Below are 14,881 nucleotides of genomic sequence, written 5' to 3'. Positions count from 1 at the left end.
TAATAAAAAGAGCCAGTTTTCACCAGCTCAATCGATTGGAACATTCGCGGTAATTCACGATAGTCGGTTACTTAAAACCCTTCTCTTTCTTAATCAAATCGTACGCATTTTGGATCTCTTGCGATTTTTCTTTCGCAACGTTCATCATCTCTGGTGGTAAGCCTTTGGCCATCAATTTATCTGGGTGATGTTCATTCATCAATTTGCGATAGGCACGTTTAATCTCTTTAGCATCCGCATCTTCACTCACACCTAACACATCGTAGGCATCCGAGAGTCGAGAAGCTTGTGATGCTTGCTGCCACTGCCCCGATTGCTGATAACCTTGCTGTTGCCCACCAAAACCTCCGCCTTGTTGAAAACGAAAAGCCGCTTCTTGCATACGCAGACGTCTTTCCAGTTGATCGGATGAGAAACCTAAACTGCGAGCGATTTTGTGCAGTACATTGCGCTCGCTAGGGTGAACATCCCCATCGGCAAACGCGGCTGATATTTGCAATTCGAGGAAAAATTGCAACAAGTCAAAGCGTCCACCCGTCGAAAGGCGCACACGCTCCAACACTTCCTCTAAAGGAAAGCCACTCTCCTTCCCTTCACGAAATGCATCTTGAGCCGCTTTACGTTGCTCACCATGTAAGTTCATACGCCCCATCATGATGGTAGCTAGCTGAATCTCCTCTTTGGTGACTTGCCCTTTCGCTTTAGCGACATGGCCCATGACAGCGAAAGCCGCTTTAAAAAATTCGTCTTGTCGTTCAGTTTGGCTTGGCCCTGAACCAAATGAGCCAGTTTTAAACCCTGCCTGATTCAAACGACGAGCTTTATCAAACTGATGCCCGAGAAACAAACCAAAAAATGCGCCAAACGGTCCTCCAAATAAGAAGCCAAAAAAAGCGCCAAGAATTTTGCCAAAAATATGCATTATGTGCTCTCAATCTATGAATTTTTCAGGAGTAAAGCGGTCTGATAGTGCCGGGAGCTTCAATTTCCTTTATGATAAGAAACGTTTTATTTTACATTCGGCCATCCATCTTCCGAATCAATCAAGTTCAAACAGGATAGTACAACTCGATGTCATGTTTTTCCCGCACCTTGTTAGCCGCTTCAATTAGCGCAGCTCTTTTTGTGCCACAGACTCAAGCAGAAGCTATGTTAGACAATAGTGTGCAGGAAATGCCCGCTATAGATCAATGTTTGATCAACCAACCTGAAGTAGAAAATGGTCAGCAACCGATTAATATCGAGGCTGATACGCTAGAAGCCGTGAACGGTGAACGCGCAAACTACTCAGGCAATGTGGTCGTTGTTCAAGGGAAAAAGCGTATTCTGGCTGATACCGTGACCCTACACCAAAAAGACAATATTGTGGTTGCGCAAGGTAATGTCAAATTCAGTGACGGTCAAGTAAAGACCATTTCTGACAAAGCAACCAACAACCTCAACACAGATTTAATGACATTAGAGAACACAAAATATCAATTTTTGTGTGAACCTGGCCGTGGTGAAGCTGTGTATATTTCCAAAACGGGTAAAGCCGTTTATGAGATTGAAGATGGCTCGATTACCTCTTGCCATGAAGGCGATAATGCATGGCGAATGAAAGCATCCAGTATTGATATCGACCAAAATGAAGAGCAAGCCACTTTTTATAATCCACGCTTCGAAATTCAAAATATTCCGATCTTTTATCTGCCATTTCTTACGGTGCCGATTGGCGACACACGAAAAACGGGATTTTTATACCCTACCGTTTTTTACGGCTCTAGCGATGGTTTTGAAGCCCAAGCGCCTATTTATTGGAACTTAGCGCCAAACTATGACCTAAAAACAACCGTCAAATATATGCAAGAACGCGGAACTCAATTAAACAGTGAATTCCGTTATCTGAATGATTTTGGCGTAGGTAACATTAAATCTGAATATTTACCTGATGATCAGAAATACCTAGAGAAAGGAGACCGTTGGGGCTTCCAATACCAACACAGTGGTATTTTCAACCAAGCTTGGAAGTTTGAGATTGATTACTCTCAGGTCAGTGACGTTAGTTATTTTAGTGATGTGGATTCCGGCATAGGTAACCGAGAAGATGGTCAGCTTATCCAACAAGGAAAAGCCACCTACCGGACCCTCAATTGGGACTCATCGATACTGGTTCGTGACTTTCAACTGCTTACTGAAGATAAAACCAGCATCAACCAACCTTATCGCCTTATGCCACAGATTGCGTTTAATTACTACGCTCCCGAAGTATTGCCCTATTTGAACTTTGATATGGTGAGCCATCTATCGCGTTTTGAAACCGATGCAAAAGGAAAACCTGCAGCAACCAGAGCGCACATTGAGCCTGGATTTACCATCCCTATTAGCAACACCTGGGGAACTTGGACAACCGAAGCGCGCATTCTAGGAACCTATTACCAACAAGATCTTAGCGGGGTTGAGCTCAGTTCGGGTAATAATAAAGACCTGAAAGAGAACGTTTCACGCATCATTCCGGAATTTAGAACTCATGCTGGTTTGGTGCTAGAGAGAGATACGGTTCTGTTTGATAATTATACGCAAACACTTGAACCGCAAATTCAATACTTATATGTACCGAGAGAAGATCAGCGCAGCATCGGGCTATACGACACTACATTACTGCAAACCGATTACTATGGTTTATTCCGCAGCCGTAAGTACAGTGGTGTCGATTATATTGCCCCAGCAAATCAAATCAGCTACGGCGCCTCTTCACGGTTTTTCGATGATCAGTATAAAGAGCGTTTAAACATCTCTTTTGGTCAGATATTTTATCTCAAAAAAAATCTCAAGAACTCCTCACCCAATGAGACTGAAAATTCAGACAGTAGCTCCAACTACTCGGCTTGGGCCGTCGAAATGGACTTCAACTATGGCGATTTTCTGTTCTACCACGGCGGAGTTCAGTACGACATTGATAGCAAAACGATGCAACTCGCCAACAGCACCCTAGAGTATCGGGTTGGCTCTGGCTATATTCAAACTAACTACCGCTATGTAACTTACGATTACATTAAAAACACCGTTGACTTCGATACTACCAAGATAACCGAAGATGGGATCTCTCAAGCGGGTTTACTGGCCGGATATCAAATCTCTCCCAAATGGAATGCTAGCGGACAGTACTTCTACGATTTAACCACAGATAATAATCTGGAGTGGCTCGCGAACCTAAGATACACCTCTGACTGCTGGTACATTGGCTTTACGTACAGTAATCAAATGAGATCTTCAGCAAGCCCATGGGAAAACCCACTTTACGAAAATAACTTTAGTTTAAACTTTGGTATTGTCGGTTTTGGCACCACGATTGGTGCAGGTTCCGGAATGACGGGCGTAGACAGCGCTGGAAATTCATTAAGTTATGGTCGTCCATTTTTCCTAAACAACTAATTTATTCGGCCTTTGCTTAAGCGTAAAGGCCCTTGCTCATTTTGATAGGACTACAAATGAAATTGTGGAAACACACACTGATTGGCTTGATGGCAACATTAAGCCTAAACACCGCATCTGCTGCTCCTGTTGAGCTCGATCGCGTCGCCGTCATCGTCAATAGTGGCGTTATTTTACAGAGTGATATTGATGGTGCATTAAAAACCTTGACCATTAATGCAAAGAAAAATAGCCAAACGCTACCAGAAGAGACTGTGCTGCGTGAGCAAGTGGTTGAAAAATTGATTATTGACACCATTCAGCAACAAGAAGCACAACGTATTGGTGTACGCATTGACGATAATCGGCTCAATGATGCGATCGCTGAGATTGCGAAAAACAATAATCAAACCCTCGAACAGCTCAACGCCTCTGTGACCGCAGAAGGGCTGACTTACGCGGAATTTCGTGAACAAGTGCGTAATGAAATTGCCTCAAGTGAAGCACGTAATGCTTTGGTTCGTCGCCGGATCAATATCTTACCGGACGAAGTGGACAACTTAGCTAATATTCTTGCGCAAGAAACCAATGCAACGGTGCAATATAAAATCAGCCATATCCAACTGCGCGTTGACGACACTCAAGATAAAACGGCAGTAGAACAACAAGCCAAAACCTTAGTCGAAAAACTCAACCAAGGAGCGGATTTCAGCACCATGGCTTATACCTATTCAAAAGGTCCGAAAGCGCTGCAAGGTGGCGACTGGGGTTGGATGCGCAAAGAGGAAATGCCGACAATTTTTGCCGACCAAATCAAAATGCAAAACAAAGGCTCTATTATTGGGCCATTTCGCAGTGGCGTCGGTTTCCACATTCTTAAAATTGATGATGTCAAAGGGTTAGAAACCGTCGCAGTCACAGAAGTTAATGCCCGTCATATATTGATTAAACCGACCGTTATTTTAAGTGATGACGGCGTACAAAAAGAGCTCAATGACTTCATTCGTCGCATTAAGGCTGGTGAAGCGAGCTTTGGCGAACTTGCGCAGCAATACAGCCAAGACCCCGGCTCTGCGGCGCAAAATGGTGAACTGGGTTATCAAACACCAGATCTGTACGTGCCAGAGTTTCAACATCAAATCGAAACATTATCGGTTGGGCAAATCAGCGAACCCTTCAAAACCGTTCATGGTTGGCACATTGTCGAAGTACTTGATCGCCGTGAAGTCGACCGCACCGACTCTGCACTGAAAAACAAAGCTTATCGCATTCTGTTCAATCGTAAATTTAATGAAGAAGCGAGTGCTTGGCTGCAAGAGATGCGTGCCAGTGCCTTTGTCGAAATTATCCAGGACAACCAAGATGACAATTAAACGCATCGTGGTTACCGCTGGCGAGCCTGCGGGTATTGGCCCAGATTTGGTGCTGGCCTTATCAAAAGAAGATTGGGCACATCAACTGGTGGTATGCGCGGACAAAAGCTTGCTTGCAGAGCGTGCCAAAGAGCTCAATATTGACGTTATATTGGAAGACTACTTAGTCACCTCTGCACCAAAACCACAGCAAGCGGGACGGTTAGTAGTGGATCATCTTCCCCTCGGCGCACCGGTCATAACCGGAAAATTGGATGAGGCCAATGGTCATTATGTATTAAATACATTAGAAAGAGCCGCTTTAGGCTGTATGAATAATGAATTTGATGCTATTGTCACCGGCCCCGTGCATAAGGGGGTGATAAATCGAGCTGGTGTGACATTTAGTGGCCACACTGAGTTTTTTGCTGAACAGTCCAATACCCCACTTGTGGTTATGATGCTTGCAACAGAAGGGCTGAGAGTCGCACTAGCGACAACACATATCCCACTAGCTCATGTCTCAAATGCGGTAACGGTTGAGCGGTTAGAAAAGATCATCACCATTTTACATAAAGATTTGGTGGAAAAATTTGCCATTGTGCAACCCAAAATTTATGTGTGTGGTTTAAACCCGCACGCGGGAGAAGATGGCTGCCTAGGCCGTGAAGAGATAGAAACCATCACTCCAACACTAGAAAAAATTCGTCAGCAAGATGGCATTAATTTGATTGGCCCACTACCAGCCGACACCATCTTCAATGACAAATACTTGCAAGATGCCGATGCTGTTTTAGGCATGTATCACGACCAAGTCCTGCCCGTATTAAAGTACAAAGGCTTTGGTCGTTCAGTAAATATTACTCTTGGTCTACCCTTTATAAGAACATCGGTCGATCATGGCACCGCACTCGAATTGGCAGGGAAAGGGCTTGCGGATACAGGGAGCTTTAGAACAGCACTCGCCTACGCGATTGACTTGGTAGAAAAGAAACCTAATTAATTTCGAGAAAACTATGAGAAATGATGTCCACTTAGGGCACAAAGCGCGTAAACGTTTTGGTCAAAACTTCCTAAACGATCCATACATTATTGATGGCATCGTCTCTGCGATTAACCCTCGTCCGGGGCAAAATTTGGTTGAGATCGGCCCAGGTCTAGGGGCGATAACTGAGCCAGTCGGCCGCGAAGTGGATAAATTCACTGTTATTGAGCTAGACCGTGACTTAGCTGAGCGCCTACGCAACCACCCAGAATTATCGAGTAAATTGACGATTCACGAAGGCGATGCGATGCGCTTTGACTTCACGCAACTAGTGAAACCGAATAATAAACTGCGCATTTTCGGCAACTTGCCATACAACATTTCAACGCCATTAATGTTCCACTTATTTGAATTTCATAAAGATATTCAAGACATGCACTTCATGCTGCAAAAAGAAGTGGTCAACCGTTTAGCTGCCGGTCCCGGCAGTAAAGCTTACGGGCGCTTAACGGTTATGACGCAGTATTTCTGCAAAGTGGTTCCTGTGTTAGAAGTTCCGCCAACGGCTTTTGTGCCGCCACCGAAAGTTGATTCAGCCGTGGTGCGTTTGGTGCCTTATGAAGTACTGCCGCATCCCACGACCAACATGAAGTGGTTAGAGCGTGTCTGCCGAGAGGGTTTTAACCAACGCCGTAAAACCGTACGCAACTGCTACAAAGGTTTGATTGAGGTGGAAACACTAGAAGAACTTGGGGTCAACCCTGGCATGCGCCCGGAAAACCTAACACTTGAACAGTTTGTTGCTATGGCAAACTGGTTAGACGCTCATCACGCCTAATAACGATTGAGCGATAAACGGCCAATGTCTATCGCTCATCTATAAAAACAAGGAGTTAACATGGATATCTCTGAACCTTGTATTAAAATCCAAGTCCATACCCAGTACCTACCCGAGCAGTCCAATCCCGATTTACACCGCTATATCTTTGCCTATGTGATCACCATCCGTAATCTCAGCAACCAGCAGGTACAGCTGATGAGCCGCCGTTGGTTAATTACCGATGCAAATGGCAAACAGATGCTAGTAGAAGGTGATGGAGTAGTCGGGGAACAACCGATTATCTTGCCCAATGACGAATATCGCTATAACAGTGGTACCGCGTTGGAAACGCCAGTCGGTGTCATGCAAGGCCACTATATTATGTTAGATGAAATGGGCGCTGAATTTACTGTTGAAATAGAACCGTTTCGTCTCGCGGTTCCCAATGTTTTAAATTAAAGAGGTAGCCGTGGCGAACTATATTGTCGGCGACATTCAAGGCTGTTTTGATGAGCTGCAGTGCTTACTGGCTCAAGTGCAATTCCAACCACAGCAAGACACACTGTGGGTCGCTGGCGACTTAGTTGCAAGAGGCCCTAAATCTCTAGAAACACTACGTTTTATCAAACAATTAGGTAGTGCGGCGCGTATCGTTCTAGGCAATCACGATCTTCACCTACTGGCCGTCTCACAGGGCATCCACCCATGTAAACCTCGTGATAAAACCTTACCCATATTACAAGCGAACGATGCAGCAGAGCTGCTCACTTGGTTGCGCCATCAACCGCTCCTCGCTGAACATGCTGACTTTGTCATGTGCCATGCGGGGATCTCTCCTCTGTGGGATCTTGAAACAGCGCGCCAAGCAGCAAAAGAAGTCGAAAGTATTTTGCAAAGTGATCGTTGGTGTTGGCTTATCGAGCAGATGTACAGCAACACACCTGATATGTGGAGCTCGAAGCTAGAAGGGATTGATCGCTATCGCTATACCATCAATGCCTATACTCGGATGCGTTTTTGCTTTGCTGATGGGCGTCTTTATATGGCGTGCAAACTTCCCCCTCAAGAAATAAAAGATGAAGAATTGTTACCGTGGTTTGCCCTGCCTAAACGCATTAAGCTCGATAAAACCGCTCTCTTTGGCCACTGGGCCGCTTTAAAAGGTTACCGCAGCAAGGAAGTGATAGGGCTTGACACTGGCTGTGTGTGGGGAGGATGTTTGACCATGCTACGCTGGGAAGATAAGCAGTATTTTGTTCAAAAAGCGCTTTAAAATAACTACTCCAAAAAAAAGCTGGCAACTATCGCCAGCAATATTTGAAAGTAAAAGTACTTCTAACTATTTTTCTCAAGCACTACAAAATGCATGTCAAACTTGTTTCCGCTATCTTTCTTGTATGTTCGTTGTTCAGCTACTTTCCAATCAGCTCCCCATTCAGGGAATCTAGTGTCACCATTAATATCAGCTTCAATAAAGGTCAAATACAATTTTCCAGCTAAGGGGAGAAAAGCTTTATAGATGGACCCACCACCGATAATCATTATTTCATCCACATTGCCAGCGGAACTGATGGCTTCTTCAACAGACGAGACAACTGTAACGCCTTCAATTTCTAGTGATGAATCACGACTGATTACAATATTATGGCGTTCAGGTAACGGACGACCTATAGACTCATACGTCTTACGCCCCATTACAACAGGTTTACCTAACGTATGTTCTCGAAACCAAGCAAAGTCAGCTGGCAAATGCCAAGGCATCGAATTCTCGTTACCGATAACCCGAGAACTAGCATTAGAAAGACACATATCTTGAGATTTATCTATCTTACCGCCATGGGCCATAGCCGCGATCATGCTAATTAACACGTCAAATATACCTTAGAATTCTTGGAGAAAACGGATTATACCTAATTCCCTTATTAGTACAAACCATTGCCCTTACACTATGGGTTTGCGCCGATAGAATAACAAACCCGGCACCGCAAGGCCAACCGCTAAACCTGCGATAATAAACATCGCTTTTAAAAAGTTAGCCATTAGGATCGCCAGCAACTCAGGCGTAAAGCCTAGATGATTAATTTCGACCATTGCAATCATCGCTTTAAAGGCAAAAACGCCGGGAACCATTGGGATCAATGCCGCTACCGTAAATACTTTAGGGTGAGCTAAAAATTTACGCGACCAACGCACGCCAATCATTCCAACGATAGTTGCAGCAAAAAAGCTCGCCCACTCAATGGGAATACCAAATTGCATCATTAGGTAACGTGAGCCATGACCGATCGCGCCACCTAACGCACAATATTTTAGTGCTGGTACAGGAACATTGAACACCAAAGCAAAACCAACGGCCGGGATTGCAGCAAAAAACATGTCATTGGCTAGACCGAGTAATAAATTCATCCAATCCATCGCTACCAACCCCACACGCCGGTTAAACTCATCGCCGCAACGATGCCTAAGCTGGTAGCCAGTGTCAGCAAACTTGCCATCACAAAACGGGCAATACCCATGTTGATATAACCTTTAAGCATATCCGCGACGGCATTAATTAAAGGAAAACCGGGCACCAACATCAACACCGAAGAAGCCATCACAATGGTTGGTTTATTACCTAATTGATAGATGATGGCCTGCGCTGAAATGATCGAAGTGACAAACGAAGTCACCGTAAAGTTGACGAGCGGATTAAATTGTCGATGCCCAATCTCTTGGCGGACGATCATACCGACGGCGGACGCAAAAAACGTCATCATAAATACCATCCAATCTCCGCCAGCTAAACGGGCAAAAGCTGCGCAAGAGAGGCCAATCATTACCACAACCAACCAACGGTTATAACGTTCATGACTGATTTTATTGAGTTTTTTTTGAGCAAAAGAATAATCTAAAATCCCTTTTTCCATCATGATGCAGATGCGCTGGACTTGCGTCACTACCCGCATATTGATCCCACGATCAGGACAACGGCGCGCAGTCGTAATGCAATGGCCATCGTAAACCGTGGTTAGCACAAGTGAACTCGCCGAGAGCGATACTTCCACTTCACTCATGCCACACGCCGCTCCCATGCGACGCATAATATCGCCCACCAGTGTGCTTTCCGCACCATGAGCCAACAACATTTGCCCTGCTTGAGCGATCAATCGAGAAACTGGTCTCTGTTTGGATGTCATGATTCCTTTCCGAACGTCCTAAAAGCCCAATAGTGTGCCCGAAATTGGGTGCTTTAAATATGATTTAGCTATAAAAAATCCGCAATAATTATTGCGGCTCAATCAATTCTGGAAAATTAATCACGAACGAAAATTAATCACGAACATAGATAACGTGACCGTCATCTTCTTCGTCGTCCCAATCATCCCAGTCATCACCATCTTCAGTGATCACATTTTGGCTGTTCATCTCATCTTTATGGTAATCATCCCACATGAAATCGACTTTCTGAGCTTCACTGAGCTCTTCCTGCTCACGAGGTAGCGTTTCCATATAGTCAGCCAACTCACGGCACAAATCAGCCGTACCTTGTTGGTTTACGGCCGAAATTTTGAAGTATCGCCCTTCCCAAGCTAGCGCATCTAAGATCTCTTGGATCTTTTCATCAGCTTCTTCTTCAAGCATCAGATCAACTTTGTTGAACACCAACCAACAAGGTTTTTGTGACACTTTTTCGCTGTATTGCTCTAGCTCATCAAAGATGGTCAGCGCATTTTGCGCAGGATCACTTTGATCAATAGGAAGAATGTCGATCATATGCAGCAACACTCGGCAACGTTCTAAGTGCTTTAAGAAGCGAATACCTAAACCAGCACCATCGGCCGCGCCTTCAATCAAGCCCGGAATATCAGCGATCACGAAACTTTTCTCAGGAACCACACTCACCACGCCTAAACTTGGGATCAGCGTAGTGAAGGGGTAATCAGCGACTTTTGGCTTCGCTGCTGAAACAGAACGAATAAAGGTTGATTTACCCGCATTCGGCAAGCCAAGCATACCCACGTCAGCTAACAGTAAAAGCTCAAGGCGCAATTCGCGCACCTCACCTTTTTTACCCATGGTTTTTTGGCGTGGTGCACGGTTAACGGATGACTTAAAGCGAGCATTACCTAAACCATGCCAGCCACCTTTAGCGACCATCACTTTTTTGCCATGCTCTGCAACTTCACCCACCACTTCATTGGTGTGAATGTCAACCGCTCGAGTCCCAACAGGCACCTTCAAAGTAATGTCTTTACCGCGCTTACCTGTACAGTTAGCACCGCCACCATTTTGGCCGCGCTCAGCAGCGTAAAAGCGTTGGAATCGGTAATCAACCAAGGTATTTAAGTTTTCATCGGCTTGGATATAAACGTCGCCGCCATCGCCGCCATCGCCGCCATCAGGGCCGCCTTTCGTCACGAATTTTTCACGCCAAAAGCTCACGACACCGTTACCGCCATCACCCGCTTCGACTTTAATTATCGCTTCATCAACGAATTTCATTTGTTACTCCACGCTCTTTGCGTTGCGATATCATTGTCACACAATGATATAAATTCTAGCAGATACACATTCAGGATCGACCGTGATCATCCTTCGTTTTATCCACAATTGGAACACATAAGGAGAAACTCTAGTGATTAGAGTGTCTTCTTTTCTGTTCGGCTGATAAATAAAAAACCCCACCGTAACGGCAGGGCTTTTGAGTTCAGTTAGGTATAAATTTATTCAGCGTCGATGCTAACAAATTTACGGTTTTTAGGACCTTTAACTTCAAATTTCACTTTACCTTCAGTAAGAGCGAAAAGAGTATGGTCTTTACCGATACCAACGTTAGTGCCTGCGTGGAACTTAGTACCACGTTGACGAACGATGATGTTACCTGCAAGAACAGATTCACCACCGAAACGCTTAACACCAAGACGTTTGCTTTCTGAATCGCGGCCGTTACGAGTAGAACCGCCAGCTTTTTTGTGTGCCATTGTTAAACTCTCCTAAATTACTTAAGCGTTGATGCCAGTGATTTTCACTTCAGTGAACCACTGACGGTGGCCTTGTTGTTTACGAGAGTGTTTACGACGACGGAACTTAACGATTTTAACTTTATCGCCACGACCGTGTTGTACTACTTCAGCAGTAATTTTACCGCCTTCAACAAGAGGTGCCCCAACAGTGATTTGCTCACCGTTAGCAACTAGTAGAACTTTATCAAATTCAACAGTTGCACCAGTTTCAACGTCTAATTTCTCTAAACGAAGAGTTTGACCTTCGCTTACACGGTGTTGTTTACCACCAGATTGGAAAACAGCGTACATATTTTACTCCGCTCTTTCCGCACAGCCGTATGCTTTTTATTTGAGCAATTTGGGTGTGCGCTAAACTAATCATCAATAGGGCGCAGATTCTACGCGAATGAGTACCCCAAGACAAGCCATATTTTGAAAAAATTGGCGAAAAGCTAATCGCCAATGAAAAGTGGCGCAATCATGCCTTTAAGCCTTGTATTAATCAACGTTTTTTAGTGTATTATTCGAGAATTATAGAAGAACACAACACCTTATAGGTTCTAACTTCAGCCGGATTAACCATGGATTTTAAAGCTATCCAAACGCTTACTGCCAATGACATGGCAAAAGTGAATGAAACGATTCAAGCTCAGCTCAACTCTGATGTATCTTTAATCAATCAATTAGGATTCTACATCGTCAGCGGAGGTGGGAAACGCCTGCGTCCTTTGCTGGCTATTTTGTCGGCTCGAGCCCTTGGTTATCAAGGTGAAGCGCACACGACTACCGCTGCATTTATTGAATTCCTCCACACGGCAACCTTGCTGCATGACGACGTTGTCGATGAATCGGATATGCGCCGTGGCAAAGCAACAGCGAACGCAGCATTTGGCAATGCAGCGAGCGTGTTAGTGGGGGATTTCATCTACACGCGTTCCTTCCAAATGATGACTACACTAGGATCGTTAAGGATCCTTGAGCTGATGAGTGATGCGGTGAACGTTATCGCTGAAGGCGAAGTGCAGCAATTGATGAACTGTAATGATCCAAACACTACCGAAGAAAATTACCTACAAGTGATCTACTCGAAAACAGCGCGTTTGTTTGAAGCTGCGACCCAGATTGGTGCGATATTAAGTAACGCTTCTCCTGAAATTGAAACGGCACTACAGAACTATGGTAAGTACCTTGGCACAGCCTTCCAGCTCATTGATGACGTGATGGATTACACCTCTGATGGCAGTGAAATGGGCAAAAATGTGGGCGATGATTTAGCAGAAGGCAAACCAACACTTCCTCTATTGTACGCAATGCAGCATGGTACACCCGAGCAAAAAGAGATGATCCGTGAGGCCATCGAGAAAGCCAATGGCATAGAACAGCTTGATGCGATTCTAGCGGCAATGATACAAACAGGCTCGCTTGAATACACAACCAACAAAGCGCTCGAAGAAGCCGATAAAGCGATCAATGAGCTGTCTATCCTGCCAGAAAGTGAATATAAACAAGCACTGATAGCTCTAGCTCATATGGCTGTGAATAGAACAAAGTAGAACAGCCGCTAGCTTGGACGAAGAATCGATCTTTGCCTAGAAATGCACCGCTACAAAAAGAGCCTCAGTTGAGGCTCTTTTTGATTCTAAGCGTTATTTAAAACCCGCCTTGCCAAATCATGCCAAATGCAAAAACAGCCACGATCGTTAAAGCACAAGCTCCTAACTTTTCTTTGCCTTGAAAAGGATCAATGCCCTGCTCTCGTTTGGCTTTCATGTAGAAATAGAGCCCAGGTAAGTAGAGTAGCGCGGAGAGCATCAAATAGTGCAAACCAGAGGCATACAAAAGCCAAATTCCATAAATGGTGGCACAAGAACCTATTACCAAAAGTTTGCCTTTATTCTTCTGTTCAATCGCGATCTTTAACGTAAAGGCGCCGATCAAAAAATAGGGAACAAGGATCATTTCTGAAGCGAAGATCAGCAGCGTATCGTAGGTGCTGCCTGCGTACATCACCAGAATCAGTGAGACCTGAATGCAGACATTGGTTAGAGTTAAGGCTTTTACTGGGCTCCCCGCTTCGTTTTGCTCGGCGTAGATGGCAGGAAACATCTTATCTCTGGCACATAAAAATGGCGCTTCAGAGGCTAGGACCGTCCAGCTAAGAAAAGCACCGCACACCGAAATAATTAATCCAACACCTATGATGTACTCACCCCAAGGACCAAGAATAGTCATCAGCACTTTGGCCATTGAAGGATTCTGATATTGCGCCAATTCAACGGGTTTAATCACGCCCATCGACAATAAGGTGACCAATACATAAATGGTCAACGCCGTAAGCAAACCGAGAATAGTCGCTTTACCGATATCAGCACGGTGGCGAGCGCGGCTTGACACAACAACCGCTCCCTCTATTCCGATGAACACCCATACCGTGATCAACATGGTGCTTTTTATTTGATCCAGCAGATCATGGCCAGCACCGAAGTGCAAGCCTGTAAAATCCAATGTGAATTTGTCCCAAGAAAAAGCAAAAGCGGCACAAATGATGAACAACACTAGAGGGATCATTTTCGCAAAGGTGGTAATCAGATTAATAAATGCGGCCGTTTGTACTCCTTTTTTGACCAACGCATGCACTAACCAAAGTAAGACCGATGCACTCACAATCGAAAGCCACGTATTACCCGCACCAAACATCACGTTATCTGGTGTATCAAACAACATGCCTAAGGTACTAAAAACAATCACCAGATAGGAGACATTAGCCACCATGGCGCTAAACCAGTAGCCCCATGCGGAACAAAAACCCGCAAAGTCACCAAATCCTTCTCGAGCAAAACCAAATACACCACTATTGATATGAGGTTTATGGATGGCAAGTTGTTGAAAAGAGAGCGCAAGGAAGATCATACCAACGCCAGTAATCCCCCAGCCGATCATGACCGCCAAAGGGCTAGCGACTGAGGCCATGTTTTGTGGCAGGCTAAAAACACCAGCGCCAATCATTGAACCAATGACCAGTGCTGTCAGTGAGCCCAAACCAAGCTTATTATCCATGAGAACTATCCAGTGAGTATCGACACATTAGAAGAAGGCGCTATTTTAGAGAACATATTTACCAAACATCAATCCCTATGTGGTCGCGGTCACTGAGATAGTGAGTCAATAGTCAAATTCATTGCTAGGGATCAAAGAGTTTATAAGTTCACGACGAAAATAGTGCACTGCTCAGTAAAAAAAACCGCATATTACACAGTTCAAAGCATCATCATACAAAAATATCGGTAAAAACCATAAAAAATGCCGCTTGGATGAGCAAGCGGCATTTTTGTATAAGATAAGG

At 44.7% G+C, this 14,881-nt stretch carries 15 protein-coding genes; 7 read left to right on the top strand and 8 right to left on the bottom strand.

Annotation, left to right across the window (positions count from 1 at the left end; genetic code table 11):
* Window positions 1-67 precede the first annotated feature (67 nt).
* Window positions 68-922, bottom strand: a complete 855-nt coding sequence (gene djlA / locus VOR_RS0115600) for a co-chaperone DjlA (RefSeq protein WP_010320632.1) — start codon at window positions 920-922, stop codon at window positions 68-70.
* 149 nt (window positions 923-1,071) lie between these two features.
* Here djlA and lptD point away from each other — a divergent pair, with 149 nt between their 5' ends.
* From lptD to apaH, 6 genes are read left to right on the top strand one after another with little or no spacing between them, the layout of a single operon-like run.
* Window positions 1,072-3,414 (top strand): LPS assembly protein LptD, encoded by a 2,343-nt coding sequence (lptD, locus tag VOR_RS0115595; protein WP_010320631.1) that lies wholly within the window; start codon window positions 1,072-1,074, stop codon window positions 3,412-3,414.
* 56 nt (window positions 3,415-3,470) lie between these two features.
* Complete coding sequence (surA, locus tag VOR_RS0115590; protein WP_010320630.1) at window positions 3,471-4,766, top strand: peptidylprolyl isomerase SurA; 1,296 nt, start codon at window positions 3,471-3,473, stop codon at window positions 4,764-4,766.
* The gene (pdxA, locus tag VOR_RS0115585) at window positions 4,756-5,748 is read left to right on the top strand and encodes a 4-hydroxythreonine-4-phosphate dehydrogenase PdxA (protein ID WP_010320629.1); all 993 of its coding nucleotides are present in this window, start codon (window positions 4,756-4,758) and stop codon (window positions 5,746-5,748) included. Before surA ends, pdxA begins: the two co-directional genes overlap by 11 nt.
* Window positions 5,749-5,761: 13 nt before the next feature.
* Window positions 5,762-6,568 carry a 16S rRNA (adenine(1518)-N(6)/adenine(1519)-N(6))-dimethyltransferase RsmA gene (gene rsmA / locus VOR_RS0115580; protein ID WP_010320628.1) on the top strand — a complete coding sequence of 269 codons (807 nt, stop codon included), beginning with the start codon at window positions 5,762-5,764 and terminating at the stop codon, window positions 6,566-6,568.
* Window positions 6,569-6,628: 60 nt separating this feature from the next.
* Entirely contained in the window at window positions 6,629-7,009 is a 381-nt protein-coding gene (gene apaG / locus VOR_RS0115575; RefSeq protein WP_010320627.1) for a Co2+/Mg2+ efflux protein ApaG, read from the top strand.
* Window positions 7,010-7,019: 10 nt separating this feature from the next.
* The gene (apaH, locus tag VOR_RS0115570) at window positions 7,020-7,823 is read left to right on the top strand and encodes a bis(5'-nucleosyl)-tetraphosphatase (symmetrical) ApaH (RefSeq protein WP_010320626.1); all 804 of its coding nucleotides are present in this window, start codon (window positions 7,020-7,022) and stop codon (window positions 7,821-7,823) included.
* Window positions 7,824-7,885: 62 nt separating this feature from the next.
* Here apaH and folA read toward each other — a convergent pair whose 3' ends face one another.
* From folA to rplU, 6 genes are all read right to left on the bottom strand, one after another.
* Window positions 7,886-8,419, bottom strand: coding sequence for a type 3 dihydrofolate reductase (gene folA, locus VOR_RS0115565; RefSeq protein ID WP_033197485.1), 534 nt, complete (start codon window positions 8,417-8,419; stop codon window positions 7,886-7,888).
* A 72-nt stretch (window positions 8,420-8,491) separates the two neighbouring features.
* Window positions 8,492-8,965: a threonine/serine exporter family protein gene (locus VOR_RS0115560; RefSeq protein WP_010320624.1), complete on the bottom strand. Its 474-nt coding sequence runs from the start codon at window positions 8,963-8,965 to the stop codon at window positions 8,492-8,494.
* Between the two features lie 2 nt (window positions 8,966-8,967).
* Window positions 8,968-9,729 (bottom strand): threonine/serine exporter family protein, encoded by a 762-nt coding sequence (locus VOR_RS0115555; protein WP_010320623.1) that lies wholly within the window; start codon window positions 9,727-9,729, stop codon window positions 8,968-8,970.
* A 133-nt stretch (window positions 9,730-9,862) separates the two neighbouring features.
* Window positions 9,863-11,035 carry an Obg family GTPase CgtA gene (gene cgtA / locus VOR_RS0115550; RefSeq protein WP_010320622.1) on the bottom strand — a complete coding sequence of 391 codons (1,173 nt, stop codon included), beginning with the start codon at window positions 11,033-11,035 and terminating at the stop codon, window positions 9,863-9,865.
* Window positions 11,036-11,256: 221 nt separating this feature from the next.
* Window positions 11,257-11,514, bottom strand: coding sequence for a 50S ribosomal protein L27 (gene rpmA / locus VOR_RS0115545; protein WP_010320621.1), 258 nt, complete (start codon window positions 11,512-11,514; stop codon window positions 11,257-11,259).
* A 21-nt stretch (window positions 11,515-11,535) separates the two neighbouring features.
* The gene (gene rplU, locus VOR_RS0115540) at window positions 11,536-11,847 is read right to left on the bottom strand and encodes a 50S ribosomal protein L21 (RefSeq protein WP_010320620.1); all 312 of its coding nucleotides are present in this window, start codon (window positions 11,845-11,847) and stop codon (window positions 11,536-11,538) included.
* Between the two features lie 272 nt (window positions 11,848-12,119).
* On the opposite strand from rplU, the gene ispB reads away from it, so the two are divergent.
* The gene (gene ispB / locus VOR_RS0115535) at window positions 12,120-13,091 is read left to right on the top strand and encodes an octaprenyl diphosphate synthase (RefSeq protein WP_010320619.1); all 972 of its coding nucleotides are present in this window, start codon (window positions 12,120-12,122) and stop codon (window positions 13,089-13,091) included.
* 97 nt (window positions 13,092-13,188) lie between these two features.
* Here ispB and VOR_RS0115530 read toward each other — a convergent pair whose 3' ends face one another.
* Entirely contained in the window at window positions 13,189-14,595 is a 1,407-nt protein-coding gene (locus VOR_RS0115530; RefSeq protein WP_010320618.1) for a basic amino acid/polyamine antiporter, read from the bottom strand.
* Between the last annotated feature and the right edge of the window lie 286 nt (window positions 14,596-14,881).

The sequence above is a fragment of the Vibrio ordalii ATCC 33509 genome (assembly GCA_000257205.1).
GTDB lineage: Bacteria > Pseudomonadota > Gammaproteobacteria > Enterobacterales > Vibrionaceae > Vibrio > Vibrio ordalii.
This window is presented reverse-complemented; position numbering and strand designations above follow the sequence as displayed.

Coding starts and splice junctions, on each gene's coding strand:
- apaG (WP_010320627.1), top strand. CDS start 6,629: ATGGATATCTCTGAACCTTGTATTAAAATCCAAGTCCATACCCAGTAC.
- rplU (WP_010320620.1), bottom strand. CDS start 11,847: ATGTACGCTGTTTTCCAATCTGGTGGTAAACAACACCGTGTAAGCGAA.
- VOR_RS0115560 (WP_010320624.1), bottom strand. CDS start 8,965: ATGGATTGGATGAATTTATTACTCGGTCTAGCCAATGACATGTTTTTT.
- lptD (WP_010320631.1), top strand. CDS start 1,072: ATGTCATGTTTTTCCCGCACCTTGTTAGCCGCTTCAATTAGCGCAGCT.
- ispB (WP_010320619.1), top strand. CDS start 12,120: ATGGATTTTAAAGCTATCCAAACGCTTACTGCCAATGACATGGCAAAA.
- djlA (WP_010320632.1), bottom strand. CDS start 922: ATGCATATTTTTGGCAAAATTCTTGGCGCTTTTTTTGGCTTCTTATTT.
- rsmA (WP_010320628.1), top strand. CDS start 5,762: ATGAGAAATGATGTCCACTTAGGGCACAAAGCGCGTAAACGTTTTGGT.
- rpmA (WP_010320621.1), bottom strand. CDS start 11,514: ATGGCACACAAAAAAGCTGGCGGTTCTACTCGTAACGGCCGCGATTCA.
- pdxA (WP_010320629.1), top strand. CDS start 4,756: ATGACAATTAAACGCATCGTGGTTACCGCTGGCGAGCCTGCGGGTATT.
- surA (WP_010320630.1), top strand. CDS start 3,471: ATGAAATTGTGGAAACACACACTGATTGGCTTGATGGCAACATTAAGC.
- cgtA (WP_010320622.1), bottom strand. CDS start 11,035: ATGAAATTCGTTGATGAAGCGATAATTAAAGTCGAAGCGGGTGATGGC.
- VOR_RS0115555 (WP_010320623.1), bottom strand. CDS start 9,729: ATGACATCCAAACAGAGACCAGTTTCTCGATTGATCGCTCAAGCAGGG.
- VOR_RS0115530 (WP_010320618.1), bottom strand. CDS start 14,595: ATGGATAATAAGCTTGGTTTGGGCTCACTGACAGCACTGGTCATTGGT.